Genomic DNA, 25,655 nt, shown 5'->3' on the forward strand with positions numbered 1-25,655 from the left:
GCGCCCATCGAGCGGAGACTACCGTGCCGACTTGGAACGGGGCCTCGGTTCTCTATTCGGCCCAGCTGCCGCGACAGACCGAGTCGTAGACGGTGGCCGTCCGTTCGACCACGTCCTCCCACGTCGGGAGCGACTCGGCCGGCGCGTCGAGGTCGACGGCGCGCTCGACGCCCGAGACGAGGTCTGCAGGGTCAACGCCGACGCAGTCAGGGCGCTCAGCCCAGTCGACGAGCGCTCCCGCGTTGCGGACGACGCACGGGGTGCCCGCTGCGAGCGCCTCGGCGACCGTCATCCCGTAAGCCTCGAACTCCGACATCGTCACGAACGCCGCCGCACCGGCGTACAGCCCCGGTAGGTCCTCGTCGGCGACGAAGCCGAGGAAGTGAACGCGGTCTTCGACGCCGACCTCGCGGGCGAGTCGCTTCAGCTCCGACCCGTAGTCGCCGGAGCCGGCGACCGCGAGGTCGTAATCGAGGTCGGGGAGGGCTCGAATCACGTGCTGGACGCCTTTGTACTCCTCTAACCGCCCGACGGAAAGCAGGTAGTCGCGGTCCGCCCACTCGGGGTCGGGCGACGCCTCGGCGAACCGCGCCACGTCGAGGCCGTTCGGAATCACCGTCGCCTCGACGCCGAAGTCGGCTTCGAGTTGCCGGCGCTCCCAGCCGCTGACGGCGATGTGAGCGTCGGCACGGCGGAGCGCCCAGCGGCCCGGAACTCGGTAGACGGACAGCAGTTTGTCCCGTAGTGCGGAGGCGCTCCCGCCGTGATAGTGCGGGGTGGCGACAAACGGCGTCTCCGCGTCGGTACCGAGCGCCGCGAACAGGAGTGGAAGCGAGTGGTAGTTGTGGGCGTGGACGATGTCGGCGTCGCCGACGAGACGGCGTAGGGTCGCCAGAATCTCCGGGGCGACGTGGAACGCGCCACCGGGGGCGACGCCGGGGTGTCGAATCACGCGGACGCCCTCCCGGTACTCCGCCGAGCGGGTGAGTCCCTCGGCGTCGGCGGTGAGGACCGTTACGTCGTGTCCCGCCGCGGCGAACCGGGACGCGAGCTCGGCGACGTGGGTCTCGACGCCGCCGGTGTGCGGAGGATACCGCGTCGTGACGTAGAGGACGTTCACTCGAAGTACTCCCTCGATTCGCGGTCGAGTTCCCACGTGCCGTCGCCCTCGTCGCGGAGGAGTTCGACCGCGGCGACGAGCAGTGACACCTGCGAGTCGAAGACGGCGTACAGCGGTTGGAGCGGGCCGAGGCGTTCAGACTGGCCGGCCCACGCGAAGGCGGCGACGGCGGCCGGCACGGCGAGGCCGAGCGGCCCCGCGAGGAGGACGCCGGCGACGGTCGCCAGCGTGACGCTCGCCGCGAGCAGCCACGGCGAAACGATCATGAACCACCAGTTGAACGGGAGGACGACGGTCCCGTAGAACCCGTAGCGGCCGAGCATGTCCCGGTTCTGGACGAGGAGTTTGAGTAGGCCCATCGCCCGGCGGTCCTTGCGCTGGCGGCGCTTCGAGAACTCGGAGACGCCGGACTCGGTGAACGCCATCGCGGGGTCCATCACGACGCGCTTGCCGGCCCGGCGGATGCGGAGCGCGAGTTCGGTGTCGTCGGCGAGGGAGTCAGGGTCGATGGGAACGAAGTCCTCGGCGCGGAACGCGAAGCAGGGGCCGTGGAAGATGAACGTCGAGTCGAGGTGGGATTCGAGGCCCTGAATCTTCGTGAGGATGCCGCGGTAGTCCGATTCGACCTCGCTGTCGCCGAGGACTTCGGACTGTTGGCCCGTCACCGCGCCGATAGTCGGGTCCGAGAGGTTCGCCGCCGCCTGCCGGAGCACGTCCGGGGCGAGCTTCGAGTCGGCGTCGGTTCGGAAGAGCAGTTCGTTGCTCGCCGCCGCGAACGCCTCGTTGAGGGCGGGTGCGACCCCCCGGCGCTCGTCGTCGTGGAGGAGCGTCAGTTCGGGGGCGTCGCGGCCGGCGAAAAAGTCGCGGACGACCGCGGGCGTGTCGTCGTCGCTCGCGTCGGCGACGACCACCTCGACTTTCTCCATCGGGTAGTCGAGCGCGAGGATGTCTTCGAGCTTCGCCTCGATGATGCTCGCCTCGTTGTAGGTCGGAAGGACGATGCTCACGGTCGGCTCGTCCGGGGATTTCCGGGCGGGCGACCCCGCGGTGTCGACGATCCGGAGCAACGCGAGATAGACGAGGTAGGGTACCCCGGTCAGAGAGAGGAGTCCGAACGTCGCGGCGAGAAGGCGACGAAGGCGTGCGCGCATGGTGTGGGGTTTTCCCACCGAGAATAAAAGTGCTGTAGGTTGCTCTCGCCCAGTGCATTCGCGGGGACACATCCAGAAGTCCTTTTATACTGCCCGCTGGATGTCCCGCTGATGGACTACGCGGACGTTTGCGTCCTCGTCCCGACCTACAACGAGGCGGAGACTATCGCCGAGGTCGTCGCCAGCTACCGAGACGAGGGGTTCCACAACGTCCTCGTCATCGACGGCGACTCCACGGACGGGACGCGAGAACTCGCCGAGGAGGCCGGCGCGCACGTCGTCGTACAGCGCGGAAGCGGGAAGGGGCAGGCGGTCAGGGAGGCGGTCGAAGAGCACGTCGAAGCGACCTACGTCCTGATGCTCGACGGCGACGGCACCTACGAAGCGAGCGACGCGACGAAGATGCTCGGCCCGCTCACCGAGGGGTACGACCACGTCATCGGCGACCGCTTCGCCGACATGCGACCGGGCGCGATGACGCGGCTGAACAAGGTCGGAAACCGCATCATCAACCGGGCGTTCGCGTTTATCCACGGCCAGGACTTCCGCGATATCCTCAGCGGCTACCGCGCGTTCACCCGCGAGTCGTTCCTCGACATGACGCTCACCTCCGACGGCTTCGGCATCGAGACGGAGATGGCCGTCGAGTGCGCGAAACGCGACATCCCGACGACGGTCGTCCCCACGACCTACTACCCGCGACCGAACGGCTCGGACACGAACCTCAACCCGGTCCGCGACGGCGGTATCATCTTCCTCGAACTGTACCGCCGCGCCAAGACCAACAACCCGCTTTTCTACTTCGGCAGCGTCGGGCTCACGTCGACCGCGACCGGGGTCGGCCTCGCCGGCTACGTCGCCTACGAGTGGTTTATCCGCGCTATCTCCCACGAGGTCATCGCCGTCGTCTCCGCGGCGGGTATCCTCTTCGGCGTGCAACTGCTGATGTTCGGCGTGCTCTCGGACCTCATCCTGTCGCTGCACCGCGAGCAGATGAAACGAATCGAAGAACTGGAGTGAGCGTCGGAATCGGGGTCGCCGTCGGCTCGCGCCCGGGCGTGGGAACCGGAGGACTCGACCGAGACCGCTTTCAGAACGGGACGAGCGAACGGAGTCGACCCATCAGACTCTTCGACGCCTTGGCGCGGAACTCCTCGAACACGGGGTGGAGCGTCTCTAAGAGGTCGCGGCGGGAGTCGAACCGGTCTTTCGGCGCGGCGGCGAGGGCGTCGCTTATCGCGACCGTGTTGCCCGCGGCGTCTATCGGCACGGCGACGTCGTCAAGCGCCCGCGCAATCTCTCTCGCGTCTGCCGGGTAGTCGATGTCTGCGGCGTCGACGTCGGCGGCGAGCGCGGCGATACCGAATTCGATTGAGTCCGGCTCTGATGTATCGTTTTGGGGCGGTCTCGCGGCCATCGAACGTGTATAGGATGTCCCGCATGGAAAAACCCCCGACCTTCGGTGATACTGCCGGTGAGCGCCGAAAAACCGCGACGAACGTTTGGTTCGCGACCCACCGTTGGGGTTAACCCCGCCCGGAGCCACGTTCGAGCCATGACCGAGTACACGACGGTCTCGATACCGAAGGAGTTGGCCGCCCGCGTCGACGACACGCTCGAAGGAACCACGTTCTCCAGCACGAGTGACCTCGTCCGGTTCCTCCTGCGCAGCATCGTCATCCAACACGAGCGCTCCGGCGGCGACCTCTCGGAGTCGGAGTTCCAGGAGATAGCGGAACAGCTGACCGACCTCGGCTATCTGCGGTAGTCAGTCGAGTTCTTCTTGCGGCGGTTCGGCGTCGAGCACGACGAGTTTCAACTTCCGCCCGGCGCGGTCGAAGGCGCCCAGCGTCCGCCGCTCCCACGGGGGAACGGCGAGGAGCACCACGGCCGCGAGGTCGTCGCGCTCCGTGAGTTCGAACGGTCCCTGCGGGTGGGTGAGAAAGCGGGCGCGGCCGCGTCCGGCGGGCGTCCCGAGGTCCATCCCGAAGACGGCACTCACGGACTGGCCGGCCTCGGCCATGTAGAAGTGGGTAAGCACCGGCGTCTCCGGGTCGAGGCCGAGATCCTCGTCGAACTCGCCCGCGGGCGTCGGCGCGAGGACGAGGTTCATCGACGTCGGCTCGGCCTCCTCGGCCATATCGAGCAGCACGTCGACGAGCCCTCGCGTGACGTGGACTCGCTGTCGCTCCGACTCGTCGGCCGCCCCGTCGGTCGCGCGGTCAGACTCAGCTTCGGTGCCGGGCGTGGTCTCGTCGCCCACGGCCGTCGTGTCGTCGGACATCAGTTCGAGAGCATCGAGGTGAACGCCTGGAAGTAGGCGCTCGGGAGGTTTCGTCGGGCGTTGCCGAGTGCGGTCCGGAGTTTGTCGCCCGCGTTCACGGGTACGCCCGCGCCGTGGCCGACGAGCAGCCGCTCGGGGTCGTACCGGGAGAGCACGCGCCGCGGCGGGAACGGCCGGAGCATCGGATGGACGCCGAGGTGCTCGCCGCGGGCGCAGAAGTAGCCGACCGTGCCGACCGTCTCGGGGACGACGAGCAGGTCGTACCCGTCGTGATAGAAGCCGACCTCCTGCCACGGCGGGACGGAGCGGTCGACGAGACGGAACGCTTCGAAGCCGGAGTCGGCGAGGTCGGCCCCGAAGCGCTCGACGGGCGCGTCGAGTTCGTCGGCGACGCCGGTCATCCACGAGGCGACGTAAACGGGGGCTTCGTGGCGGTTCGCGATGGCGGCCGAGTCGCGCTTGTGTCGGTCGAGTCCGACCACGACGCCGGCCACGTCGCCGAACTCGGCGAACAGGTCGTCGACGCCGGGGGCATCGACTGGGTCGAACAGCCACACGTCGCCGTCGACTTCGACGGCGTGACTGGCCCGCTGCATGGTCTCGTCGGGGTATGCGAGCCATCCGACGCCGTGGTCCCATCGGTCGATTTCGCGGAGGTCGGACGTGCCGCGACCTTTCATCGGCATGCCAGTATCGTGGGACGCGCGGCGCATAAGGACTCTCCCCGCGGCCGATGCGCCCGGTTCTCGCCTCCCGCGTCGGCGCTCGCCGGAGCGACAGACGAGCCGCCCGGTCAGAGGTCGTCCGTGTTGATGTCCACGCCCGGCGGGGAGACGACGAGGAACTTCCGGAAGTGCATCAGCTGGCCGCCCATGTCCTTGACGTCGCGTGCGAAGCCCGACGCGAGTTTGTTGAGGTCACCCTCGATGGCGAGAAAGAGGACGTTTCCGCGGGCGACGGACTGGACCCACTTCTCCGGCGGGGTCGAGCCGTCGAGGACGCCGAGGACCACGTCACCCTCGGCGTCGTCCTCGTCGAGATGTTCTTCGGCCGTCTGCAAGTTGAGATTGAAATCGCCCATACCCGCTCGGTTGTCGAGCGACGAGAAAAGGGTTCGGTCGAGCAGTGAGCGGCTTCGACGGTAAAAACACGCCCATTGGTATCATGTTCCACACGACAGTCGCAGTTTGCTCCACGTTTGTCCAGTCGCGAGTGCGCGCACCGGGTGCTAAATTTTGTTTCTAAATTCTATTTAGTTGTATTATCGTTCCGGAGCCATCGAACGCCGAGCGAACATATCAAGTCAACATATGTCATGATATCGTATAAGGACGTTTAGGTACAGCGATTAGCCTCGAGAGTGGTTGTCACGCAACACCCGCTGAACGTTCGTGATACTGTCGGGGAGAAACGTTTAAATAGGAGTTCGGGCACGTGACTGACACGATGTCTCACAACGACACGGAGGATTCGTCGGGTTCCCCGGCGGGTCGAGTTCTTCCAGGGCACATTAGCCCAACAATCTGAAATCGAAGACGTACGAATCTTCGACACGACACTCCGCGACGGCGAACAGTCACCGCGAACCTCGTTCAGTTACGAGGAGAAGCGCGACATCGCCGAGACTCTCGACGACATGGGTACCCACGTCATCGAGGCCGGGTTCCCGGTGAACTCGGAAGCGGAGTTCGAAGCAGTCGCAGATATCGCTGCTTCGACGGACGCGACGACGTGCGGGTTGGCCCGCGTCGTCGACAAGGATATCGAAGCCGCGCTGGATTCCGGCGTGGACATGGTGCACACGTTCGTGAGCACCAGCGACGTCCAGTTGGCCGACTCGATGCACGCTTCCCGCGAGGAAGCCGTCGAGCGGGCCGTCCGCAGTGTCGAACACGTCCGCGACGCGGGCGTTGAAGTAATGTTCTCACCGATGGACGCCACCCGGACGGACGAGGACTTCCTCATCGAAGTCGTCGAGGCCGTCTCCGAGGCGGGCGTCGATTGGATCAACCTGCCGGACACCTGCGGCGTGGCGACGCCGACTCGCTTCGCCCGCATGGTGGCGACGGTCAGAGAGCACACCGACGCGAGAATCGACGTGCACGCGCACGACGACTTCGGACTGGCGTCGGCGAACGCGATGGCCGGCTTCGAGGCCGGCGCCGCACAGGCGCAGGTGTCGGTCAACGGCATCGGCGAACGCGCCGGCAACGCCGCCTACGAGGAGGTCGTCATGGCCGCCGAATCCCTCTACGGCGTCGACACCGGCATCGACACGACGAAGATAACCGAGCTGGCTCGCGTCGTCGAGGCGGCGTCCGACATCCCGGTTCCGGCGAACAAGCCGGTCGTCGGCCGCAACGCCTTCTCTCACGAGAGCGGCATCCACGCCGCCGGCGTCATCGAGAACGCCGACACCTTCGAACCGGGCGTCATGACCCCGGAGATGGTCGGCGCGACCCGCGAGTTCGTACTCGGCAAACACACGGGGACGCACTCGGTACGCAAGCGCCTCGCAGATATCGGGTTCGAACCCTCGGACGCCGAGGTCCGGGAGGTAACCCGCCGCGTCAAAGACCACGGCGCGGAGAAGGAACGCGTCGACGACTCGACGCTCGAGGTGTTCGCCCGCGACGTGGGTATCACCCACGAGGACGACACGGAGGAGGTCCGCGCCTGATGGCGCCGGGCTGTGGCCCTACGGGGCGACCGCCCTGCATGCGTCCGACCTCCCGAGTGGCGTGCAATCGTTGCCCGCCGCGAAAGCATTATTACGGCCGGGACGGACGTGTGGCATACGATGACCTCGCACGACGAACACGCGGTTCGCGCGACCCCGGAAGCCGGGACCAGCGCCGCCGCCGTCGGTGCGATTCGGTCGCTCATTATTGTAGGGGCATAGCCCCCTACCACACCATCTCTCCGTCCCGCGTATTCGCACCGTTTTCAGACACGTCCGCAGTCCCCACAATGGCGAACCAGCACCACACGCAGTCACCAGACAGTCCGTATCGACGACCGACCACACACCACGGAGCCCACACATGAGCGAACGAACCGCAGCCACGACCGACCCCGACGCGACCGACGGGGCAGACGATTCGACCGAGACACCGACCGAGATCACCTCGGGTTCGACGTCAGTCGTCCGCGCCCTCGAAAACGCCGGCGTCGAGACCGCGTTCGGCGTGCAGGGCGGGGCGATAATGCCCATCTACGACGCGCTGTACCACTCTGACATCCGTCACGTGACGATGGCCCACGAGCAGGGCGCGGCGCACGCGGCCGACGCGTACGGCGTCGTTCGCGGCGACCCCGGCGTCTGTCTCGCCACGTCCGGTCCGGGCGCGACCAACCTCGTGACCGGCATCGCCGACGCGAACATGGACTCCGACGCGGTGCTCGCGCTCACGGGGCAGGTCCCGTCCGACATGGTCGGGTCCGACGCGTTCCAGGAGACCGACACCACGGGCGTCACCGCGCCTATCACGAAGCACAACTACTTCGCCTCGTCGCCCGACACCGTCGGCGACACCGTCGGCGAAGCGTTCGCGCTCGCCGCGGAGGGCCGACCGGGCCCGACGCTCGTCGACCTCCCGAAGGACGTCTCGCTCAACGAGACCGACAGCGAACCGGGGCCGGCGCAGCCGCCCGAGACGTGCCGCGCCCGTACTGACCCGGCCGACTCGCAGGTCGAGGCCGCCGCGCGCGCAATCGAGCGCGCGGAGAAACCTCTTCTCTTGTTCGGCGGCGGTGTCGTCAAGGCCGACGCGACCGAGGTCGCCCGGCAGTTCGCGACCGAGCACCAGATTCCGGTCGTCACCACGATGCCCGGAATCGGCGCGATGCCGGAGGACCACGAACTCTGCCTCTCGTGGGCGGGGATGCACGGCACCGGCTACGCCAACATGGCCATCACGCACACCGACTGCCTCATCGCGGTCGGCACGCGGTTCGACGACCGCCTGACCGGCGGTATCGACACGTTCGCGCCCGAGGCCGAGGTCGTCCACATCGACATCGACCCGGCGGAAATATCGAAGAACGTCCACGCGGACTACCCGGTCGTCGGCGACGCCGGCCGCGCCATCGAGCGCGTCGACGCCGAACTCGACGAGGGCCCCGACGCGCCCGAGTGGGTCGACCAGTGTCTCGCGTGGAAAGACGACTACCCGATGGACTACGCGGCCCCGGACAACGAGCCGCTGAAGCCGCAGTTCGTCGTCGAGGCGCTCGACGAGGCCACGCCCGACGAGACCATCGTCACGAGCGGCGTCGGCCAGCACCAGATGTGGGCCGCCCAGTACTGGACGTTCACCGAGCCGCGGCGGTGGGTTTCGTCCCACGGCCTCGGCACGATGGGCTACGGCCTGCCCGCCGCAATCGGTGCGCGGGTCGCGGCCGACGACGACGAGACGGTCGTCTGCGTCGACGGCGACGCTTCGTTCCTGATGACGATTCAGGAGCTGTCGGTCGCCGTCCGCGAGAACCTCGACATCACGGTCGCCATCCTGAACAACGAGTACATCGGGATGGTCCGCCAGTGGCAGGACGCCTTCTTCGAGGGCCGACGCATGGCCGCCGGCTACGACTGGTGTCCCCAGTTCGACAAACTCGCCGAAGCGTTCGGCGCGCGCGGCTGGACCGTCGACTCCTACGAGGAGGTTCCCGACGCCATCGAGGAAGCGCTCGCGTACGACGGCCCCTCGGTCATCGACTTCCACGTCGACCCGGCGGAGAACGTCTACCCGATGGTCTCCTCGGGCGGCGCGAACGGTAAATTCGCACTCTCGGAGGACCAGTTATGAGCGACAATCGAAAGGGACTGCAAGGCCCCGCGCCCGACGAGCGGCCACACCCCGACGGCCGACGCAACGCGCAGGGCATCCGCATCGACCCCGAAGCGGAATCGGAACACGAACCGCGGCGAACGGTCTTTTCGGCCATCGTCGAGGACGAACCCGGCGTGCTCTCGCGCGTCGCCGGCCTCGCCGCCCGCCGCCAGTTCAACATCGAGAGCCTCACCGTGGGCCCCACGACCGTCGAGGGTCACTCCCGCATCACGATGGTCGTCGAGGAGCCCGAACCGGGCATCGACCAGATAGAAAAACAGCTCGCGAAGCTCAAGCCCGTCATCTCCGTCGGCGAGTTGGACGACGACGCCGTTCGCGCGGAACTCGTCCTCCTGAAGGTCCGCGGCGAGGACCCCGACAAGGTCCACGCCATCACGGAGATGTACGACGGCCGCACCCTCGACGCCGGTCCCGAGACCATCACGGTCCAACTCACCGGTGACGAGCGCAAGATAGACGACGCCGTGGACGCGTTCCGGCGGTTCGGTATCATCGAAATCGCCCGGACCGGTCAGACCGCGCTCGCCCACGGCTCGAAGAAGACCGTTCCCGGAGAGGAACCCGGAACCTCCGGCGAACCCACCAAACCCAACACAAACACGCAATGACAGAACTCACCACGGAAGTTTACTACGACGACGACGCCGACCGCTCCCAGATCGACGACAAGACCGTAGCCGTCATCGGCTACGGCAGTCAGGGCCACGCCCACGCGCAGAACCTCGCCGACAGCGGGGTCGACGTGGTCGTCGGCCTCCGAGCCAGCTCCTCGTCTCGCGCCGCCGCGGAAGCCGACGGCCTCCGCGTCAAAGAGCCCGCCGAGGCGGCCGCCGAGGGCGACATCGTCTCGATTCTCGTCCCCGACACCGTCCAGCCGGCGGTGTTCGAGGAGATTCGAGACTCCCTCGACGCCGGCGACACGCTCCAGTTCGCCCACGGCTTCAACATCCACTACAACCAGATTCGGCCCCCGGAAGACGTCGACGTGACGATGGTCGCGCCGAAGTCGCCGGGCCACCTCGTCCGCCGCAACTACGAGGCGAACGAGGGGACGCCGGGTCTCATCGCCGTCTACCAGGACGTGACGGGCGACGCCAAGGAAGAAGCGCTGGCCTACGCCCACGGCCTCGGCTGTACCCGCGCGGGCGTCATCGAGACGACGTTCCAAGAGGAGACCGAGACCGACCTGTTCGGCGAGCAGGCCGTCCTCTGCGGCGGCGTCACCTCGCTGGTCAAGCAGGGCTACGAGACGCTCGTCGACGCGGGTTACTCCCCCGAGATGGCGTACTTCGAGTGCCTGAACGAACTGAAGCTCATCGTCGACCTGATGTACGAAGGCGGGCTCGGCGAGATGTGGGACTCGGTCTCCGACACCGCCGAGTTCGGCGGGCTGACCCGCGGCGACCGCGTCGTCGACGAGCACGCCCGCGAGAACATGGAGGAGATTCTGGAGGAGGTCCAAGACGGCACCTTCGCACGCGAGTGGATTCTGGAGAACCAGGCGGGCCGCCCGTCGTACTCCCAGCTCAAGGACGCAGAAGAGAACCACCACATCGAACAGGTCGGCGCGCCGCTGCGCGACCTGTTCGCGTGGGCCGACGACGAAGAAGAAGCGGACGCGGAGAAAGCCGAAGCACCGGCGGACGACTGAACACGACACCAATGACACGCGACGACACGACCGACCGAATGCGAGATATCAGCCACACAAATCCCTATACGGGCGAGACGTTCACCACGGTCTACGAGCGCGGCCCGGCCGTCACCGACGGCGGTCGGAGCGACGCGACGGCCGCGGCGACGGACTCGACCGAGACGGAGACGATGGGCGACGTGGACCACACGCCCCGCAACGGCGAGGGCGCGAACCAAGTCTGGGAACGCGGCCACGACGACAGCGTCGTACCGGGTGACGGACATGAGTGAGGGAACGCTGTACGACAAGGTCTGGGAGGAACACACGGTTTCGGAGCTTCCGACCGGCCAGACCCAGCTGTTCTGCGGCCTGCACCTCATCCACGAGGTGACGAGCCCGCAGGCGTTCGGCATGCTGCAGGAGCGCGACCTCGAAGTCGCCTACCCGAACCGGACGCACGCGACGGTCGACCACATCGTCCCCACGTCGGACCAGTCGCGGCCGTTCCGCGACGACGCCGCAGAGGAGATGATGGCCGAACTCGAACAGAACGTCCGCGACGCCGGTATCAACTTCTCAGACCCGACCTCGGGCGAGCAGGGAATCGTCCACGTCATCGGGCCCGAGAAGGGACTCACCCAGCCCGGCATGACTATCGTCTGCGGCGACAGCCACACCTCGACCCACGGCGCGTTCGGCGCGCTCGCGTTCGGTATCGGGACGAGCCAGATTCGCGACGTGCTGGCGACTCAGACGGTCGCGATGGAGAAAAAGAAGGTCCGAAAAATCGAGGTCACGGGCGAACTCGGCCCCGGCGTCGAGGCCAAGGACGTCATCCTCGAAATCATCCGTCGCCTCGGGACCGAAGGCGGCGTCGGCTACGTCTACGAGTACGCCGGCGAGGCCATCGAGAACCTCGATATGGAAGGCCGGATGAGCATCTGTAACATGTCCATCGAAGGCGGCGCTCGCGCGGGCTACGTCAACCCCGACGAGACCACCTACGACTGGCTGGAAGACACCGAGTACTTCCAGGAGAACCCCGAGCGGTTCGACGAACTCAAGCCGTACTGGGAGTCCATCCGCTCCGACGAGGACGCCGAGTACGACGACGTAGTCACCATCGACGGCTCCGAACTCGAACCCGTCGTCACCTGGGGGACTACGCCCGGACAGGGCGTCGGCATCACCCAGCCCATTCCGGCCCCCGAAGACCTGCCCGAAGAGAAGCAGGACACCGCCCGGATGGCGCAGGAACACATGGGCGTCACGCCCGGCGAGACGATGGAGGGCTACGAAATCGACGTGGCGTTCCTCGGCTCCTGTACCAACGCCCGGATGCCCGACCTCCGCCGCGCGGCGGGAGTCGTCGAGGGACGGCAGGTCGCGGACGATGTCCGCGCGATGGTCGTCCCCGGCAGTCAGCGCGTCAAGGCCGCCGCGGAGGCGGAGGGTCTCGACGAGATATTCAAGGAAGCCGGCTTCGAGTGGCGTGAGGCGGGCTGTTCGATGTGTCTCGGCATGAACGAGGACCAACTGGAGGGCGACGAGGCCTCCGCGTCCTCGTCGAACCGCAACTTCATCGGTCGGCAGGGGTCGAAAGACGGCCGCACCGTCCTGATGAACCCGCGCATGGTCGCCGCCGCGGCCATCACCGGGCACGTGACTGACGTGCGCGAACTGAAGGAGGTGACCACGGCATGACCGACGAAATCCCCGAAATCGACTCCGCGTCCGGCTCCGGCGTTCCCATCCGCGGCAACGACATCGACACGGACCAGATCATCCCGGCGCGGTTCATGAAGGTCGTCACGTTCGACGGCCTCGGCGAGTTCGCGTTCTTCGACCAGCGCTACGACGAGAACGACGAACCCAAAGACCACCCGATGAACGAGCCGCAGTTCCAGGACGCCTCCATCATGGTCGTCAACGCCAACTTCGGCTGTGGCTCCTCTCGGGAGCACGCCCCGCAGGCGCTCATGCGCTGGGGCATCGACGCCATCATCGGCGAGTCGTTCGCCGAGATTTTCGCGGGCAACTGCCTCGCGCTCGGCATCCCGACGGTCACCGCCGACCACGACACCATCACCGAACTGCAGGACTGGGTCGACGAGCACCCGGACGCAGACATCGACGTGGACGTGGAAAACGAGACGGTCACCTACGGCGAGAAGACCGTGGACGTGACCGTCGACGACGCACAGCGGAAGGCGCTCACCGAGGGCGTCTGGGACACGACGGCGCTCATGAAGTCGAACGCCGACGCGGTCGCCGAGAAAGCCGCCGCCCTGCCCTACGTCGATGACTGAGGAAATCGTCGTCATCCCCGGCGATGGCATCGGCGCGGAGGTCATCCCGGCGGCGGTTGACGTGCTGAAGGCCGTCGGCGACTTCGAGTTCGTCGAGGCCGACGCCGGCGACCACGTGAAGGAAGCCACGGGTGAGGCGCTCCCGCAGGAGACCTACGACCTCGCCGCCGAGGCCGACGCGACGCTGTTCGGCGCGGCCGGCGAGACCGCGGCGGACGTCATCCTGCCGCTTCGAACTGCGGTTGACTCCTTTGTCAACGTCCGCCCGGCAAAGGCCTACCCCGGCGTCGACGCGCTCCGACCGGAGACGGACCTCGTCTTCCTCCGGGAGAACACGGAGGGCGTCTACGCCGGCCACGAGGACCGACTCTCTGACGACCTCTCGACGCTCACGCGCGTCGTCACCACCTCGGCGTCCGAGCGACTCGCCGAGTACGCCTGCGACTACGTCGGCGGCGAAGGCGGCAGTTTCCAGGTCGCCCACAAGGCGAACGTGATGCGCGAGACGGACGGTCGCTTCCGCGACGCCGTCGTCTCCGTCGCCGACGAGCGCGGCGTCGAGGCAGAGGAGGTCCTGATGGACGCCTTCGCGACGCGCGTCTGTCTCGACCCCACGCAGTTCGACACCATCGTCTGCCCGAACCTCGCGGGCGACGTGCTGTCCGACCTCGCCGCTGGCCTCGTCGGCGGCCTCGGACTGCTCCCCTCGGCGAACATCGGTCCGGACGCCGCGCTGTTCGAACCGGTTCACGGCTCCGCGCCCGACATCGCCGGTGAGGGCATCGCCAACCCGGCCGCGACGATTCTGTCCGCGGCGATGCTGCTCGACTACCTCGACTACGAGGACGAAGCCGACCGCGTCCGGTCGGCCGTCGAAGGCGTCCTCGCCGACGGGCCGCGCACGCCCGACCTCGGCGGCGACGCCTCCACGGAGGACGTGACCGCCGCGGTTCTCGACCGACTCTGAGCGTCGGCGACCCACCGAATCGGCGGTTCGACGTTCGTTTCGAGCGTTCTCGTTTTCGTTTTTGATCGTTTTCTCACCAACGGGCACGCCGTTTTCGTTCTTGTGTGGGATTCTGCTGTTTCGAACAGATACGGGCGGAATCCAACATAAACAATTAACACTACTCCCCGACCTACCTTCCACCTAACGAGGAATCGCTACCGATGTTACCAGCAGAGCGCAAACGCCGTATCGTCGAACTCGTTTCCGACTCGGACGGCCGGTCGGTCGAGTCGCTGTCCGACCACCTCGGCTATTCGAAGGCGACGATACGACGTGACCTGCGCGAACTCGAAGACCGTGGGCTCATCGAGCGGTCGCACGGCGGAGCCGTCCCCGTGACCTCCGTCGGGCGCGAGCAGACCTACGGGCAGAAGGAAGTACAGAATCTCGAAGGGAAACGCGCAATCGCCGACCGCGCGGTCGAGGAACTGGCCGAGGGACAGGTCGTGTTCTTCGACGCGGGGACGACCACGATGGAAGTGGCGCGGAAAGTTCCCAAGGACGGGACGATACTCGGCGTCACCAACTCGCCGCGGCTCGCCATCGAACTGAACGAGGAGGAAAACGAGGTCAAACTCACGGGCGGGACGCTCCGCCGGCGGACGAAGGCGCTCGTGGGACCGACCGCGGAGTCGTTCATGGAGCGGACGAACTTCGACCTGCTGTTCCTCGGTACGAACGGGCTGGACGTGGAGTCCGGCCTCACGACCCCGAACGAGGACGAGGCGCGGATGAAGGAGCTGATGGTCGAAAAGGCCGCGAAAGTCGTCCTCGTTGCTGATCTCTCGAAGCTCGGCCGACGGAGCTTCGTCCAGTTCGCATCGCTCGAAGATATCGACCTGATTATCACCGACGGAACGCTCGACGACGACTCTCGCGAGGAGATCGAGAGCGCGGGCGTCACCGTCGTCGACGGAGTTGCACGATGATTCTCACAGTCACCCCGAACCCAGCAGTCGACCACACGATTCACTTCGACGAACCGCTTCAGCCCGGCGTCGTCCACCGGACCGACGACGCGGTGTTCACCGCCGGCGGCAAGGGCATCAACGTCGCCAAGTACGTCTCGGCGCTCGACGCCGACGCGACCGCCTCGGGCTTTCTCGGCGGCCACTTCGGGAAGTTCGTCCGCGACCGACTCGACGCCGACGGCATCGCCTCGGACTTCGTCACCGTCGACGCGGACACGCGCCTGAACACGACCGTGCTCGCGGAGGACGGCGAGTACAAACTCAATCACAACGGCCCGCAGATTCGTGCAGCCGACGTGGACGAGCTCGTTGAAACCGCGCAGGCGAACGAGCCCGACACGCTCCTCGTCGGCGGCAGCCTCCCGCCGGGGATGTCCCTCGCCGACGTCGATAGACTCGCCCGCGCGGGCGACTGGCAGATAGCGGTGGACATGGGCGGGGAGTACCTCGCCGAACTGGAGGCCGACTACTACGTCTGCAAACCCAATCGCTCGGAACTCGCGACGGCGACGGGTCGAACTGTCGAGACCGAAGCCGACGCCATCGAGGCCGCCGAGGAGCTTCACGCACGCGGGTTCGAGTACGTGTTAGCCTCGCTCGGTGCGGACGGCGCGCTCCTCGTCACCGACGACGAAGTCCTCTCCGCGCCCGCGCTCGACGTGGAAGTCGTCGACACGGTCGGTGCGGGCGACGCCGTCATGTCCGGGTTCCTCGCCGCGCGCGAACACGGGCTGTCGGACGCCGACGCCCTCCGAATGGGCGTGTTGACCGCGTCCCGCGTCGTCGGCGTCGCGGGTACCCGCGTCCCGAACCTCGAAGACGTGCTGACGAACGAGACGCACGTCGAGGTGACGACCGTTCGGAGCCGGTGATTCTCAGATGAACGTTTGTTAACGACTGAAACGCTCAGTAACGTTCATATTCGAAAGGGTTTTTGAGCACATTTGCGTACGTTCTTTCGTAGGGGTGGCAACACTATGGCAAACGACGCAGAAGACGCGGTTCGGTCCTACCTCACTTCGGTGAAGGAGGACCTGATGACTGGGGTATCGTTCATGATTCCGTTCGTGACCATCGGCGGAATCTTCCTGGCGCTGGGCTACGCGGTAGCCTCGCTTTCGAACAACGTACAAGACGTATTCAACAGCACGGGGACCGCCGGCTGGTTCCTCGCGCAGATCGGCGTCGCTGGGCTGACGCTGATGGTTCCGGTGCTCGGCGCGTACATCGCGTACGCTATCGCCGACCGTCCGGGCCTCGCACCGGGCTTCATCCTGTCGTACATCATCCAGCAGGGCAACGTCCTGCAGGCGGCCGGTGACGTCATCGGCCTTCAGGGTGGCTCCGCCGGCGCGGGTTACCTCGGCGCTATCGTCGCCGGGTTCCTCGCCGGTATCGTCGCGCGCTGGTTCAAGCAGCGCGACGTGCCCGAGTTCATCGCACCGATGATGCCCGTGCTCCTCATCCCGGTCGCGACGACCGCGGTGCTCACGCCCATCATGCTGTTCGTGCTGGGCGTCCCGATTTCCATCGCGAACGCGGGACTCACGAACTTCCTGAGCAACATGCAGGGCGGCGGACAGGCAATCGTTCTCGGGGCCATCCTCGGGGCGATGATGGCGGCCGACATGGGCGGCCCCATCAACAAGGTCGCCTACGTGTTCTCCGTCGGCCTCATCTCCGAGGGCGTCACCGCGCCGATGGCCGCGGTCATGATCGCGGGTATGGTCCCGCCGATCGGCCTCGCGCTGTCGAACTTCATCGCGCCGCAGAAGTACGCGGCCGAGATGTACGAGAACGCCAAGAGCGGCGTTCTCCTCGGCTTCTCGTTCATTACTGAGGGCGCGATTCCGTACGCGGCCGCCGACCCGGCCCGCGTCATCCCGAGCGTCGTCGCCGGCAGCGCCGTCGCCGGCGCGGCCTCGATGGCGCTCGGCGTGAACATGCCGGCTCCGCACGGCGGCATCTTCGTGGTTCCGCTGTCGAACCAGCCGTTCATGTTCATCGCGTGCATCCTGCTGGGCTCCATCGTGACCGCCGTCATCGCGACGGCCATCAAGCCGAACTTCGACGCCAAGGTCGCGGCCCAGAGCTCCGACGACTGACCACACCGAACTAATCTTTCCAGACTCGAACGAAGTACAATACAATGGACGTCACTGACATCAGCACCATCACACCGCTCGAACTGATATCGCTCGAAGAGCCGCCGGCGACGAAGGAGGGAGCCATCGAGTTCCTCCTCGACCTCGCCGTCGACGCCGGTCGCGTCGACGACCGCGACGCCGCGCTCGACGCCCTCCTCGAACGCGAGGAAGAGGCGACGACCGGCGTCGGCTTCGGCATCGGCATCCCGCACGCAAAGACCGACGCCGTCTCGAAGCCGACGGTCGCCTTCGCGCGCTCGACCGAGGGCATCGACTTCGACGCCATGGACGACAAGCCGGCGAAGCTCCTGTTCATGATTCTCGTCCCCGCGGCGGGCGGCGAAGACCACCTGCAGATTCTGAGCGCTCTCTCGCGGTCGCTCATGCACGAGGACGTACGCGAGAAGCTCCTCGAAGCCGAGAGCAAGCAGACCGTCCAGGACGTGCTCGCCGAGGTGGTCGAGTGATGGAGCGGACCGTCACGGTCGTCCCCGAAGACGGGCTTCACGCCCGCCCGGCCTCGCAGTTCGTCGAGACCGCGAACGAGTTCGACGCCGACATCCAGCTCGGCCGCGCCGACGAGGACGACCTCGTCCCCGCCGCCAGCATGCTCGCCGTCACCGGTCTCGGCGTCGGCCACGACGAGTCCGTGCGCCTCGTCGCCGAGGGCGACGACGCGGAAGCGGCACTCGACGCCCTAGAGGACATCCTTTCGACGCCTGAAGCCAAACAGTAAGCCATGACCGAACGAACCCTCTCCGGCATCGGCGTGACACCGCTTTCGGGCGTCGGCACCGTCGTCTGGTACCGACCGGACGCCGACCTCCCCGAGCCGCCGGCCGCCGAAGACGTGGACGCGGAGGCCGAACTGGCGCGCTTCGAGGACGCCCGCGCGGCCGCCGAAGACGAACTCGAAGCCGAGCGCGAGCGGACCGCCGAACGCGTCGGCGAGGAGGAGGCCGCGGTGTTCGACGCGCACGTCCAGTTCCTCAACGACCCGCAGATAACCGACGGCGTCACCGACGCCATCGAGGGCGGGCTCCCGGCCGAACACGCCGTGCAAGAGACGTTCTCCGAGTTCGTCGAGCAGTTCGAGAACATGGGCGGTCGCATGGGCGAGCGCGCCGACGACCTCCGCGACGTGCGCGACCGACTCGTTCGCGTCCTCTCGGACGGCGAGCGCGTCGACCTCTCGTCGCTGCCGGAGGGGAGCGTCGTCGTCGCGGAACGGCTCACGCCGAGCGACACGGCGCAACTCGACCCGGAGCGCGTCGCCGGCTTCGTCACGGTGACGGGCGGCCGCACCTCCCACGCGGCCATCTTCGCGCGCTCGCTCGCCCTGCCGGCCATCGTCGGCGTGGGCGAGGAACTCCAGTCCGTCGAGGACGGCGCAGAAGTCGTCGTCGACGGCGAGTCGGGCGACTTCGTGGTCGACCCGAGCGACGAGCGCAAGGAGGCCGCCGCGGCCGCCGCCGACGTGGACGTCCGACACGAGTCGGTCGAAACCGCAGACGGCGTCGAAATCGAGGTCGCCGCCAACATCGGTACGCTGGCGGACCTCGGGCCGGCTGTCGACCGCGGGGCCGACGGCGTCGGCCTGTTCCGCACCGAGTTCCTCTTCCTCGACCGCGAGTCGCCGCCGGACGAAGACGAGCAGTACGAGGCGTACGTCGAGGCGCTCGAATCGTTCGACGGCGGGCGCGTAGTCGTCCGGACCCTCGACATCGGCGGCGACAAGCCGGTCCCGTACCTCGACCTGCCGGACGAGGAGAACCCGTTCCTCGGCGAGCGCGGCATCCGCCGGTCGCTCGGCCCGGACGCTGACCTCTTCGAGACGCAGGTCCGCGCGCTCCTGCGCGCGGCGGCCAGCGCCGACGGTGCGAACCTGTCGGTGATGCTCCCGCTCGTCTCGACGGTCGAGGAGCTTCGCGCCGGCCGAGAGCGGTTCGAGTCGGTCGCGGCCGACCTCGACGCCGAGGGCGTCGAAAACGAACTGCCCGAGTTCGGCATCATGGTCGAGACGCCCGCCGCGGCGTTCATGGCCGACCAGTTCGCGCCGCACGTCGACTTCTTCAGCATCGGGACGAACGACCTCGCGCAGTACGTGATGGCCGCCGAGCGCGGCAACGAGCGCGTCTCGGACCTCGGCGACTACCGACAGCCGGCGGTCCTCCGCGCCATCGACGCCACCGTCTCGGCGGCCGAGGGCGAGGACTGCTGGGTCGGCATGTGCGGCGAGATGGCCGGCGACCCGGACCTCACCGAACTGCTCGTCGGGCTCGGCCTCGACGAACTGAGCATGAGCGCCGTGACGGTGCCGCAGGTCAAGGCGGCCGTCGCGGAGACCGACACCGCGGACGCCCGCGAACTCGCGGAACGCGTCCTGCAGGCCGACACCAAGGCTGAAGTCGCGGAAATCCTTACACTAGACCAATGAAACTCGTCGCAGTCACATCCTGTCCGACCGGAATCGCACACAGCCAGATGGCGGCCGAGAACCTCCTGCAGGCCGGCGAGCGCCTCGGCCACGACATCGACGTCGAGGTCCAGGGCGCGATGGGTACGCAGGACGAACTGTCCTCGGACGCCATCGCCGAGGCCGAGGCGGTCATCATCACCTCGGACACCTCGGTCAGCCGCGACCGCTTCGACGGCAAACTCGTCATCAAGGGGACGGTCAAAGACGGCGTCAACAACGCCGAGGCCGTCGTGAAGAAGGCGGTCGAACTCGCCGAGGCCGGCAAGACCGGTTCGGTCACGTTCGGAAGCGGCGACGACGGTGAGGACGCCGAGGCCGACGACGGCACCGACGACTCGTCCGGCGACGCCGCGGAATCGGACGAACCCGTGCGCCGCGGCGGCGACCCCGAAAAGGGGCTTTTCGCCCGGCTGAAGAAGCTGTTCTCGTAACACCGCTGACGGTTTTCCGTTTTTCGCTCGCCCGCCAGCGGCGGCGCTCCGCCCGCCGACGAAAATTAACTCGAACGCGAACAAACGAAAACGTGCAGAATCGAAACTCGCTTCCCATACATTATTAGTCTCGCAGTCGTTGGCGAAACCGAGGTGAACGCATAATGCCGTTCTACGGCGGGGAGGAACTCGCCACAGTGTACGACGAGGCGCTCGACGAAGGATTCGGCCTCATCGCGAGTAACATCGCGGAGCCGAACATTATGATGGGTCTCATGGAGGGGGCCGACCGGATGGATTCGGACCTCCTGTTGCAGATGAGCGGTGGGGCCTGCCGGTTCGCCGGTGACGGCGACGCCGTCGCGGGTCTGAAAGCCATGGGGAACTACATCGAGACCATCGCCGAGCGGTACGACATCGGCGTCTTCCTCAACATGGACCACCAGACGGACCTCGAGTTCATCGAGCAGCAGATCGAACTCGACATCCCGTCGTCCATCATGATCGACGCGTCCCACGAGCCGTTCGACGAGAACGTCGCGACGAGCCGCGAGGTCGTCGAGATGGTCGAGGCCGCGGGCTCCGACGTCCTCATCGAGGCCGAACTCGGCCAGATCAAGGGCGTCGAAGACGAAATCGAGGCCGAAGAGGCGTTCTACACGGACCCCGAACAGGCCGTCGAGTTCGTCGACAAGACGGGCGCGGACCTGCTCGCTATCTCCGTCGGCACGCAGCACGGCGTCGCCAAGGGCAAGGACCTCGAACTCCGTCCGGACCTCGCCCAGGACATCCGGCAGGCCCTGCGCGACCACGGCCTCGACACGCCGCTCGTTCTCCACGGCTCCTCGGGCGTCCAACCCGACCAACTGCAGGAGATGCTCAAACACGGCATCTGCAAGGTCAACAAGGACACCCGCTACCAGTACGAGTACACGCGCACCGCCTACGACCTCTACAGCGAGGACCCCAACGCCATCGTCCCGCCAGAGGGCGTCGAGGACGCCCGCGACACGTTCTTCAACGAGACCGAGTGGTCGCCGAACAAGGACGTGTTCGACCCCCGCGTCGTCGGTCGCGACATCCGCGAGCGCATCGCCGACGTGCACGCCGGTCTGACCGAGGTCTCCGGCAGCGCCGGCCAGTCCCTGTTCAAGTAACCCGCGCGGGCGGTGATTCGTTCACCGTCGAGCGTTCACCGCGTCCGCACGGCGGACCGGAACCGATTGTCGTCTCTACCCGGCACTCCGCCGGCTCTTCGTTTCGATACGTGTCCCGCCCAGCGGCGGCGCTCTCGAGGGGCGACAGCGGTCGAATCCGCCGCCCCACGTCGCTTAAGGTGTCACGCGGCGTGGGTGTAGGTATGCCGCAGATTCACCTCGACGACGAGACGGTCGCCCGACTCGACGCGCTCCGCGAGGAAGACGAGGAGTACGACGACCTCATCAACGAACTGATGAACATCTACGAGGCGAGCGAGCGGACGCTGTTCCACGCCGGCGACGAGTACTGAACCCGAACTCGGCATCGGCGCTCGGGCGTTTTATCGACTGATTCGCGGTGGGTCGTTACAATCCGAGCCACCGCGCGAGCGCTCCCGCGAGGAGCACCACTGCACCGGCGATAAACGTACCGGGAATCGGAAGCACGAACAGGAGTCCACCGAACGCGAAGACCAGCGTTGACGGTCTCATCTACCGAGGATATCGCGTGCGAGCCTGTTACGAATTGTGGCCCTCGAACAGAATGTCGGCCTCGTCCCCCGGATGAATGCCGCCGCCCCCACCGGCCGGTTGCCCCGTTATTCGAGGTAGCTGACGCGGACCTGATTCCACTTGCCCTTCTTCTCGAGGTGGTCTTGGAGCGCGTCCGCGTACTCTTGTGTGAGTCGTTCCGCGTCCTCGAGTTTCTCCTGTTCACCCTTCTTGCCGCCGCCGCCCATCCCGAGCGCGCCCTTGATGGAGTCGACGATGCCGCCGCCCGACGACGAGTCGTCTCCCCCGCCGCCCATCGCGCCCATCTGGCTGCGGATGTTGTCGAGTTCGGGGATAATCTGTGGGACTTTCTCCGTGTCGGCGACGATGCGCGCCTCCTCGGGGTCGTCCGCGTTCTCGATTTCGAACTCGGTCGCCGTCATGATGAGACCCCACTCCTGACTGTTGAACCGGGAGTTCATAACCTGGTCGTTGAACTCGCGGTCCACCGTCATTCGGTCGCCGACGATGCTGTCGGTCCAATGTGCCATGTGCACACGTCGTCGGCCGGTCGGTATCAGAGTTGCGGGGCCGACCGCCGGTGGCGGCGACTGCTTATCTGTCCACCGGCGAGATGGCGGGGTCAATTGCCTCCCACGCGGGTTTAATGCGGTTGGGTGACGACCCCGAATCATGGAGCGGTACGACCTCCTGTACAGACTGTACGGGAACTTCGACGCGGACGCGGTCCGGGACGCACAGGACTTCGTCGACCTCTTGCCGCCGCTCGGCTCGCCGGTGGCGCTGTCGCACTGGCAGGCGGTCGACGACGAACTCACGGCGAAGAAAGACCGCATCCGCCGGGCGCTCTCCGACGGCGACCGCTACGCCGAACTCGCCGCGCGCGCGACGCGGGACCAGGCGTTCACCGCCCTCGACCTCTACACGAAGTACGGCCGGGCGGTGAACGCGCTCGTCCTCGACGTGGACGAGACGCTGCGCTCCGCGGGGCAGACGGACAACGAGATTCCGCGCGAGGTGCTGCACCTCCTCACGCAGTTCCACGAGCGAGGCGTCCCCATCGTCATCTGTACCGGCCAGACCCTAGAGAACGTCAAGGGCTTCGCCATTCAGGGGCTGGGCAACGAACTCGTCCACTCGGGGGACGTGAGCATCGTCTACGAGGCGGGCACCGGCGTCTTCACGCCCGGTCACGGACCCGACACGAAGCGGCTCCTCTACGAGACGCTCGACGACCCGGTGCAGTCGGTCTTCGAGTCGGTTCGCGGGCGCGTCATCAGCGACCTGCCCGACGCGCTCCGCGGCGGCGTTCACCTGCAGGGCAACGAGTTCAACGTCACGCTCAAGCCGAACTTCGAGACCGGCAGCGACGACGCCGAGGAAGTCATCGACGGCGCGCTCGTCTACCTGCTGGACCTCCTCGGCGAGGCGCTCACCGACGACCCCGCCGGCCCCGACTGGGCGCGGGCGTACTTCGCGGAGCGCGACCCGGAGATCGCGGGCGTGCTCGATGACCGCGACGCGCTTCCCGACTCGGAGACGGCGGAGATTCCCGAGGACGTGCGGCGGACCCTCAAACGCGTGACGGTCGCGTACTACCACGCCGACGCCGCGGAGCTCTCCGCGGTCGACCTGAACAAGGCGGCGGGCGTCCGCGCCGCGCTCGACGTGCTCGGGGTGGACAACCCCTTCGTCCTCGTGATGGGCGACTCGAAGTCCGACCTCGACGTGATGACATGGGCCGCCGAAAACGAGTGTGGGCTCGCGGCGGCTCCCGAGCACTCCTCACCGGGAGTGCTCGAACACGTCCGCGAGACCGACGAGCTGGTGTTTCCCCGAGGCGACGCCGCCTCGGTGCTCCGGACCGCCTACGCCCTCAATCTCCTCGTCGACTGAGGTGGCCGCGCCGGACCGGCGTCTGGTGATTACACCGTGCACATCCCGATGTCGCCACCGTCCGAGCCGTCGCCGGTGTCGTCGGTGGTCGAACCGTCGTTCGTGGAGTCGTCCGTGCTGTCGTCGGTCGAGTCGTCGGACGAGTTCTCCTCGGTCGTGCTGTCGTCAGTCGAATCGTCGGCAGACGAGTCGTCGCTGTCGTTGCTGTCGTTGCTGTTCGACTTCGAACTGCTACGCTTCTTCTTCGAGGACTTCTTCGTCGTCGAGTCGGTGTCGTCGTCGGTGACGGTCTCGACCGTCTCGAACGAGCCGCTCGCGTTCTCGGAGTCGCCGGCAGACGAGTCGGGGTCGGAGGCTCCCGCGTCACCCGAGTTATCGGCGACGACGGGCTCTTCTTCGACTTCGGGTTCGTCGTCCGGCGCGTCGTCAGCGGCGGGGTCGGTCACGTCCGCACCGATACTTCTATCGGCATCGTCGGCGGGGGAGGGCGTCTCGGGCGTGTTCACGCCGCCGGACAGGAGGGCGAACACGACGATGACGAGGACGACGGCACCGACGCCGAGTTGGCCGAGGTTCATCGCGCGGCCTCCCGGGAGTCGGGGTCGGTTCCCTGTGTCGGAACATCGGTGGCAGTCAGAGACATGGTTCGACTTGTTATTTGCGTCCCGAGGGTTTCGTTACGAATCGTCTACCCTCGACACCGATGCGGCCCGGGTTTCGTCGGACGGAGAGCGAACCACCGTGACGGACTCGTCCTCCGAAGTCGTCACGGGATACGAAAATTCGGGTTCCTAACCCGTGTTAATCCGCGAATACCGCGTCGTTCTGAGTGTCTATTTTCGACAGATACTCACCGTGAACTGAATGTCCGGAAATCCTGTGGTTATCGGCCGGCTACGGAGTGTCTGATGGCGGGTGTCTGGGTCGGCACTTCCCGCCGGTCCGTCTCCGCAGTTATCTCCTCGGAGCGCGTATATTCACCAATGACTGCCTCCATCGACAGAATCGTCTCGCGGGTCTCGCGGTGGCCCGGCGTCGAGACCGCGCCGCACCGCTTCGGGGGAACGGAGTTCCTCGTCGCCGGCAGGGAAATCGGCCACGTCCACGACGCCGGCGTCGTCGACCTCGCGCTCACGAAGCGCGTCCGCGACGTGCTCCTGACTGACGGCCTCGCGGACCCGCACCACGTGCTCCCCGATTCGGCGTGGGTGACCTACCGCGTCCGAAGCGCCGCCGACGTGCCGGGCGCGATGCGCCTGCTCAGACTCGCGTACCTCTGGCGACTGCTCGCGCTCCGCCGCCGCGGCGTCGACATCGACCCGTCGGCGGACCCCGAAACCGACCTCCGGCGACTCGACTTCCCCGCCGACCTCGACGCGCTCGTCCGAGAGACGTTCCGCGACTCGCTGGACCGACGCGCGCCGGTCTGACCGCGCCCCGCGAGGCCCGACCGGAGACATGTCTCGGTCGGAAAAACTTTACTAACGTCCGAGTAAACCACTCTGCATGGGTAAGAACTACGCGGAGTTACACGATCCGAACGCGGAGTACACGATGCGAGAGCTGTCGGCGGAGACGATGGGCGTGACGGCCAAGCGCGGCGGCGGCCGCGACGTCGAAATCACCGACGTGCAGACGACGATGGTCGACGGCAACT

30 protein-coding genes and 1 pseudogene are annotated in these 25,655 nt (G+C 66.8%); 22 read left to right on the forward strand and 9 right to left on the reverse strand.

What is annotated here, in order from left to right:
- Positions 1-52: 52 nt before the first annotated feature.
- The gene (locus C5B90_RS18830; protein ID WP_115883477.1) at positions 53-1,120 is read right to left on the reverse strand and encodes a glycosyltransferase family 4 protein; all 1,068 of its coding nucleotides are present in this window, start codon (positions 1,118-1,120) and stop codon (positions 53-55) included.
- Positions 1,117-2,271 carry a glycosyltransferase gene (locus tag C5B90_RS18835; protein ID WP_115883478.1) on the reverse strand — a complete coding sequence of 385 codons (1,155 nt, stop codon included), beginning with the start codon at positions 2,269-2,271 and terminating at the stop codon, positions 1,117-1,119. The genes C5B90_RS18830 and C5B90_RS18835 overlap by 4 nt, the downstream gene beginning before the upstream one ends.
- 111 nt (positions 2,272-2,382) lie before the next feature.
- Between C5B90_RS18835 and aglJ the strand changes: the two genes are divergently transcribed.
- The gene (aglJ, locus tag C5B90_RS18840) at positions 2,383-3,291 is read left to right on the forward strand and encodes an S-layer glycoprotein N-glycosyltransferase AglJ (RefSeq protein WP_115883479.1); all 909 of its coding nucleotides are present in this window, start codon (positions 2,383-2,385) and stop codon (positions 3,289-3,291) included.
- 70 nt (positions 3,292-3,361) lie between these two features.
- Here the strand turns inward: aglJ and C5B90_RS18845 are convergent, their stop codons facing one another.
- Complete coding sequence (locus C5B90_RS18845; protein ID WP_008093396.1) at positions 3,362-3,688, reverse strand: hypothetical protein; 327 nt, start codon at positions 3,686-3,688, stop codon at positions 3,362-3,364.
- Positions 3,689-3,826: 138 nt separating this feature from the next.
- Here C5B90_RS18845 and C5B90_RS18850 point away from each other — a divergent pair, with 138 nt between their 5' ends.
- On the forward strand, positions 3,827-4,039 hold the full coding sequence (locus C5B90_RS18850) for a ribbon-helix-helix domain-containing protein (protein ID WP_004976972.1): 213 nt from the start codon (positions 3,827-3,829) through the stop codon (positions 4,037-4,039).
- Here the strand turns inward: C5B90_RS18850 and C5B90_RS18855 are convergent, their stop codons facing one another.
- The 3 genes from C5B90_RS18855 to C5B90_RS18865 all read right to left on the reverse strand — a co-directional run bounded on the left by C5B90_RS18855 (position 4,040) and on the right by C5B90_RS18865 (position 5,636).
- Positions 4,040-4,555: a hypothetical protein gene (locus tag C5B90_RS18855; RefSeq protein ID WP_115883480.1), complete on the reverse strand. Its 516-nt coding sequence runs from the start codon at positions 4,553-4,555 to the stop codon at positions 4,040-4,042.
- A complete protein-coding gene (locus C5B90_RS18860) occupies positions 4,555-5,241 on the reverse strand; it encodes a hypothetical protein (protein WP_115883481.1) in 687 nt (228 codons plus the stop codon). The genes C5B90_RS18855 and C5B90_RS18860 overlap by 1 nt, the downstream gene beginning before the upstream one ends.
- A gap of 107 nt (positions 5,242-5,348) precedes the next feature.
- Positions 5,349-5,636 carry a DUF5779 family protein gene (locus C5B90_RS18865; RefSeq protein WP_115883482.1) on the reverse strand — a complete coding sequence of 96 codons (288 nt, stop codon included), beginning with the start codon at positions 5,634-5,636 and terminating at the stop codon, positions 5,349-5,351.
- Positions 5,637-5,993: 357 nt separating this feature from the next.
- On the opposite strand from C5B90_RS18865, the gene C5B90_RS18870 reads away from it, so the two are divergent.
- The 17 genes from C5B90_RS18870 to C5B90_RS20960 all read left to right on the forward strand — a co-directional run bounded on the left by C5B90_RS18870 (position 5,994) and on the right by C5B90_RS20960 (position 21,900).
- Positions 5,994-7,235: a LeuA family protein gene (locus C5B90_RS18870; RefSeq protein ID WP_233512131.1), complete on the forward strand. Its 1,242-nt coding sequence runs from the start codon at positions 5,994-5,996 to the stop codon at positions 7,233-7,235.
- A 364-nt stretch (positions 7,236-7,599) separates the two neighbouring features.
- Positions 7,600-9,363 carry a biosynthetic-type acetolactate synthase large subunit gene (ilvB, locus tag C5B90_RS18875; RefSeq protein WP_115883484.1) on the forward strand — a complete coding sequence of 588 codons (1,764 nt, stop codon included), beginning with the start codon at positions 7,600-7,602 and terminating at the stop codon, positions 9,361-9,363.
- Complete coding sequence (gene ilvN / locus C5B90_RS18880) at positions 9,360-10,016, forward strand: acetolactate synthase small subunit (protein WP_058567535.1); 657 nt, start codon at positions 9,360-9,362, stop codon at positions 10,014-10,016. Before ilvB ends, ilvN begins: the two co-directional genes overlap by 4 nt.
- On the forward strand, positions 10,013-11,059 hold the full coding sequence (gene ilvC / locus C5B90_RS18885) for a ketol-acid reductoisomerase (protein WP_058827310.1): 1,047 nt from the start codon (positions 10,013-10,015) through the stop codon (positions 11,057-11,059). The genes ilvN and ilvC overlap by 4 nt, the downstream gene beginning before the upstream one ends.
- A gap of 11 nt (positions 11,060-11,070) precedes the next feature.
- Positions 11,071-11,334 (forward strand): hypothetical protein, encoded by a 264-nt coding sequence (locus tag C5B90_RS18890; RefSeq protein ID WP_115883485.1) that lies wholly within the window; start codon positions 11,071-11,073, stop codon positions 11,332-11,334.
- Positions 11,327-12,748 (forward strand): 3-isopropylmalate dehydratase large subunit, encoded by a 1,422-nt coding sequence (gene leuC / locus C5B90_RS18895; protein WP_115883486.1) that lies wholly within the window; start codon positions 11,327-11,329, stop codon positions 12,746-12,748. Before C5B90_RS18890 ends, leuC begins: the two co-directional genes overlap by 8 nt.
- Positions 12,745-13,353: a 3-isopropylmalate dehydratase small subunit gene (gene leuD, locus C5B90_RS18900; RefSeq protein WP_115883487.1), complete on the forward strand. Its 609-nt coding sequence runs from the start codon at positions 12,745-12,747 to the stop codon at positions 13,351-13,353. Before leuC ends, leuD begins: the two co-directional genes overlap by 4 nt.
- Entirely contained in the window at positions 13,346-14,320 is a 975-nt protein-coding gene (leuB, locus tag C5B90_RS18905) for a 3-isopropylmalate dehydrogenase (protein WP_115883488.1), read from the forward strand. The genes leuD and leuB overlap by 8 nt, the downstream gene beginning before the upstream one ends.
- Before the next feature lie 203 nt (positions 14,321-14,523).
- Complete coding sequence (glpR, locus tag C5B90_RS18910; RefSeq protein ID WP_058827307.1) at positions 14,524-15,291, forward strand: HTH-type transcriptional regulator GlpR; 768 nt, start codon at positions 14,524-14,526, stop codon at positions 15,289-15,291.
- Positions 15,288-16,205 carry a 1-phosphofructokinase gene (gene pfkB / locus C5B90_RS18915; protein ID WP_115883489.1) on the forward strand — a complete coding sequence of 306 codons (918 nt, stop codon included), beginning with the start codon at positions 15,288-15,290 and terminating at the stop codon, positions 16,203-16,205. Before glpR ends, pfkB begins: the two co-directional genes overlap by 4 nt.
- Before the next feature lie 105 nt (positions 16,206-16,310).
- The gene (gene ptfC, locus C5B90_RS18920) at positions 16,311-17,438 is read left to right on the forward strand and encodes a fructose PTS transporter subunit IIC (RefSeq protein WP_115883490.1); all 1,128 of its coding nucleotides are present in this window, start codon (positions 16,311-16,313) and stop codon (positions 17,436-17,438) included.
- 44 nt (positions 17,439-17,482) lie between these two features.
- Positions 17,483-17,947: a fructose PTS transporter subunit IIA gene (gene ptfA, locus C5B90_RS18925; RefSeq protein ID WP_004970773.1), complete on the forward strand. Its 465-nt coding sequence runs from the start codon at positions 17,483-17,485 to the stop codon at positions 17,945-17,947.
- Entirely contained in the window at positions 17,947-18,216 is a 270-nt protein-coding gene (gene ptsH1, locus C5B90_RS18930) for a phosphocarrier protein HPr (protein WP_008093366.1), read from the forward strand. The genes ptfA and ptsH1 overlap by 1 nt, the downstream gene beginning before the upstream one ends.
- Before the next feature lie 3 nt (positions 18,217-18,219).
- Positions 18,220-19,917 carry a phosphoenolpyruvate--protein phosphotransferase gene (gene ptsP, locus C5B90_RS18935; RefSeq protein WP_115883491.1) on the forward strand — a complete coding sequence of 566 codons (1,698 nt, stop codon included), beginning with the start codon at positions 18,220-18,222 and terminating at the stop codon, positions 19,915-19,917.
- Positions 19,914-20,390: a fructose PTS transporter subunit IIB gene (gene ptfB / locus C5B90_RS18940; RefSeq protein ID WP_042664501.1), complete on the forward strand. Its 477-nt coding sequence runs from the start codon at positions 19,914-19,916 to the stop codon at positions 20,388-20,390. Before ptsP ends, ptfB begins: the two co-directional genes overlap by 4 nt.
- A gap of 164 nt (positions 20,391-20,554) precedes the next feature.
- Positions 20,555-21,547: a class II fructose-bisphosphate aldolase gene (fba, locus tag C5B90_RS18945; protein ID WP_058827302.1), complete on the forward strand. Its 993-nt coding sequence runs from the start codon at positions 20,555-20,557 to the stop codon at positions 21,545-21,547.
- 203 nt (positions 21,548-21,750) lie between these two features.
- Positions 21,751-21,900 (forward strand): hypothetical protein, encoded by a 150-nt coding sequence (locus tag C5B90_RS20960; protein ID WP_199517551.1) that lies wholly within the window; start codon positions 21,751-21,753, stop codon positions 21,898-21,900.
- A gap of 55 nt (positions 21,901-21,955) precedes the next feature.
- On the opposite strand, the gene C5B90_RS21245 is transcribed toward C5B90_RS20960, so the two are convergent.
- Both C5B90_RS21245 and C5B90_RS18950 read right to left on the reverse strand, forming a co-directional pair.
- The gene (locus C5B90_RS21245; protein ID WP_255566848.1) at positions 21,956-22,081 is read right to left on the reverse strand and encodes a hypothetical protein; all 126 of its coding nucleotides are present in this window, start codon (positions 22,079-22,081) and stop codon (positions 21,956-21,958) included.
- Positions 22,082-22,188: 107 nt separating this feature from the next.
- Complete coding sequence (locus tag C5B90_RS18950; protein ID WP_115883492.1) at positions 22,189-22,632, reverse strand: DUF5799 family protein; 444 nt, start codon at positions 22,630-22,632, stop codon at positions 22,189-22,191.
- Between the two features lie 142 nt (positions 22,633-22,774).
- Between C5B90_RS18950 and C5B90_RS18955 the strand changes: the two genes are divergently transcribed.
- Positions 22,775-23,998: an HAD family hydrolase gene (locus C5B90_RS18955; RefSeq protein WP_115883493.1), complete on the forward strand. Its 1,224-nt coding sequence runs from the start codon at positions 22,775-22,777 to the stop codon at positions 23,996-23,998.
- Between the two features lie 29 nt (positions 23,999-24,027).
- On the opposite strand, the gene C5B90_RS18960 is transcribed toward C5B90_RS18955, so the two are convergent.
- Positions 24,028-24,576, reverse strand: a complete 549-nt coding sequence (locus C5B90_RS18960) for a hypothetical protein (protein ID WP_115883494.1) — start codon at positions 24,574-24,576, stop codon at positions 24,028-24,030.
- 405 nt (positions 24,577-24,981) lie between these two features.
- Here C5B90_RS18960 and C5B90_RS18965 point away from each other — a divergent pair, with 405 nt between their 5' ends.
- Entirely contained in the window at positions 24,982-25,428 is a 447-nt protein-coding gene (locus tag C5B90_RS18965; protein ID WP_058567522.1) for a luciferase family protein, read from the forward strand.
- Positions 25,429-25,504: 76 nt separating this feature from the next.
- Positions 25,505-25,655 (forward strand): annotated as a pseudogene (locus C5B90_RS18970) (mandelate racemase/muconate lactonizing enzyme family protein); the annotation flags it as partial.

The organism is Haloferax sp. Atlit-12N, from assembly GCF_003383095.1.
Taxonomy (GTDB): Archaea; Halobacteriota; Halobacteria; order Halobacteriales; family Haloferacaceae; genus Haloferax.

Bases quoted from the DNA above. Each gene is read 5' to 3' on its own strand.
- C5B90_RS18835 (WP_115883478.1), bottom strand. From the start codon at position 2,271: ATGCGCGCACGCCTTCGTCGCCTTCTCGCCGCGACGTTCGGACTCCTC.
- aglJ (WP_115883479.1), top strand. From the start codon at position 2,383: ATGGACTACGCGGACGTTTGCGTCCTCGTCCCGACCTACAACGAGGCG.
- C5B90_RS18845 (WP_008093396.1), bottom strand. From the start codon at position 3,688: ATGGCCGCGAGACCGCCCCAAAACGATACATCAGAGCCGGACTCAATC.
- C5B90_RS18850 (WP_004976972.1), top strand. From the start codon at position 3,827: ATGACCGAGTACACGACGGTCTCGATACCGAAGGAGTTGGCCGCCCGC.
- C5B90_RS18855 (WP_115883480.1), bottom strand. From the start codon at position 4,555: ATGTCCGACGACACGACGGCCGTGGGCGACGAGACCACGCCCGGCACC.
- C5B90_RS18860 (WP_115883481.1), bottom strand. From the start codon at position 5,241: ATGCCGATGAAAGGTCGCGGCACGTCCGACCTCCGCGAAATCGACCGA.
- C5B90_RS18865 (WP_115883482.1), bottom strand. From the start codon at position 5,636: ATGGGCGATTTCAATCTCAACTTGCAGACGGCCGAAGAACATCTCGAC.
- ilvB (WP_115883484.1), top strand. From the start codon at position 7,600: ATGAGCGAACGAACCGCAGCCACGACCGACCCCGACGCGACCGACGGG.
- ilvN (WP_058567535.1), top strand. From the start codon at position 9,360: ATGAGCGACAATCGAAAGGGACTGCAAGGCCCCGCGCCCGACGAGCGG.
- ilvC (WP_058827310.1), top strand. From the start codon at position 10,013: ATGACAGAACTCACCACGGAAGTTTACTACGACGACGACGCCGACCGC.
- C5B90_RS18890 (WP_115883485.1), top strand. From the start codon at position 11,071: ATGACACGCGACGACACGACCGACCGAATGCGAGATATCAGCCACACA.
- leuC (WP_115883486.1), top strand. From the start codon at position 11,327: ATGAGTGAGGGAACGCTGTACGACAAGGTCTGGGAGGAACACACGGTT.
- leuD (WP_115883487.1), top strand. From the start codon at position 12,745: ATGACCGACGAAATCCCCGAAATCGACTCCGCGTCCGGCTCCGGCGTT.
- leuB (WP_115883488.1), top strand. From the start codon at position 13,346: ATGACTGAGGAAATCGTCGTCATCCCCGGCGATGGCATCGGCGCGGAG.
- glpR (WP_058827307.1), top strand. From the start codon at position 14,524: ATGTTACCAGCAGAGCGCAAACGCCGTATCGTCGAACTCGTTTCCGAC.
- pfkB (WP_115883489.1), top strand. From the start codon at position 15,288: ATGATTCTCACAGTCACCCCGAACCCAGCAGTCGACCACACGATTCAC.
- ptfC (WP_115883490.1), top strand. From the start codon at position 16,311: ATGGCAAACGACGCAGAAGACGCGGTTCGGTCCTACCTCACTTCGGTG.
- ptfA (WP_004970773.1), top strand. From the start codon at position 17,483: ATGGACGTCACTGACATCAGCACCATCACACCGCTCGAACTGATATCG.
- ptsH1 (WP_008093366.1), top strand. From the start codon at position 17,947: ATGGAGCGGACCGTCACGGTCGTCCCCGAAGACGGGCTTCACGCCCGC.
- ptsP (WP_115883491.1), top strand. From the start codon at position 18,220: ATGACCGAACGAACCCTCTCCGGCATCGGCGTGACACCGCTTTCGGGC.
- ptfB (WP_042664501.1), top strand. From the start codon at position 19,914: ATGAAACTCGTCGCAGTCACATCCTGTCCGACCGGAATCGCACACAGC.
- fba (WP_058827302.1), top strand. From the start codon at position 20,555: ATGCCGTTCTACGGCGGGGAGGAACTCGCCACAGTGTACGACGAGGCG.
- C5B90_RS20960 (WP_199517551.1), top strand. From the start codon at position 21,751: ATGCCGCAGATTCACCTCGACGACGAGACGGTCGCCCGACTCGACGCG.
- C5B90_RS21245 (WP_255566848.1), bottom strand. From the start codon at position 22,081: ATGAGACCGTCAACGCTGGTCTTCGCGTTCGGTGGACTCCTGTTCGTG.
- C5B90_RS18950 (WP_115883492.1), bottom strand. From the start codon at position 22,632: ATGGCACATTGGACCGACAGCATCGTCGGCGACCGAATGACGGTGGAC.
- C5B90_RS18955 (WP_115883493.1), top strand. From the start codon at position 22,775: ATGGAGCGGTACGACCTCCTGTACAGACTGTACGGGAACTTCGACGCG.
- C5B90_RS18960 (WP_115883494.1), bottom strand. From the start codon at position 24,576: ATGAACCTCGGCCAACTCGGCGTCGGTGCCGTCGTCCTCGTCATCGTC.
- C5B90_RS18965 (WP_058567522.1), top strand. From the start codon at position 24,982: ATGACTGCCTCCATCGACAGAATCGTCTCGCGGGTCTCGCGGTGGCCC.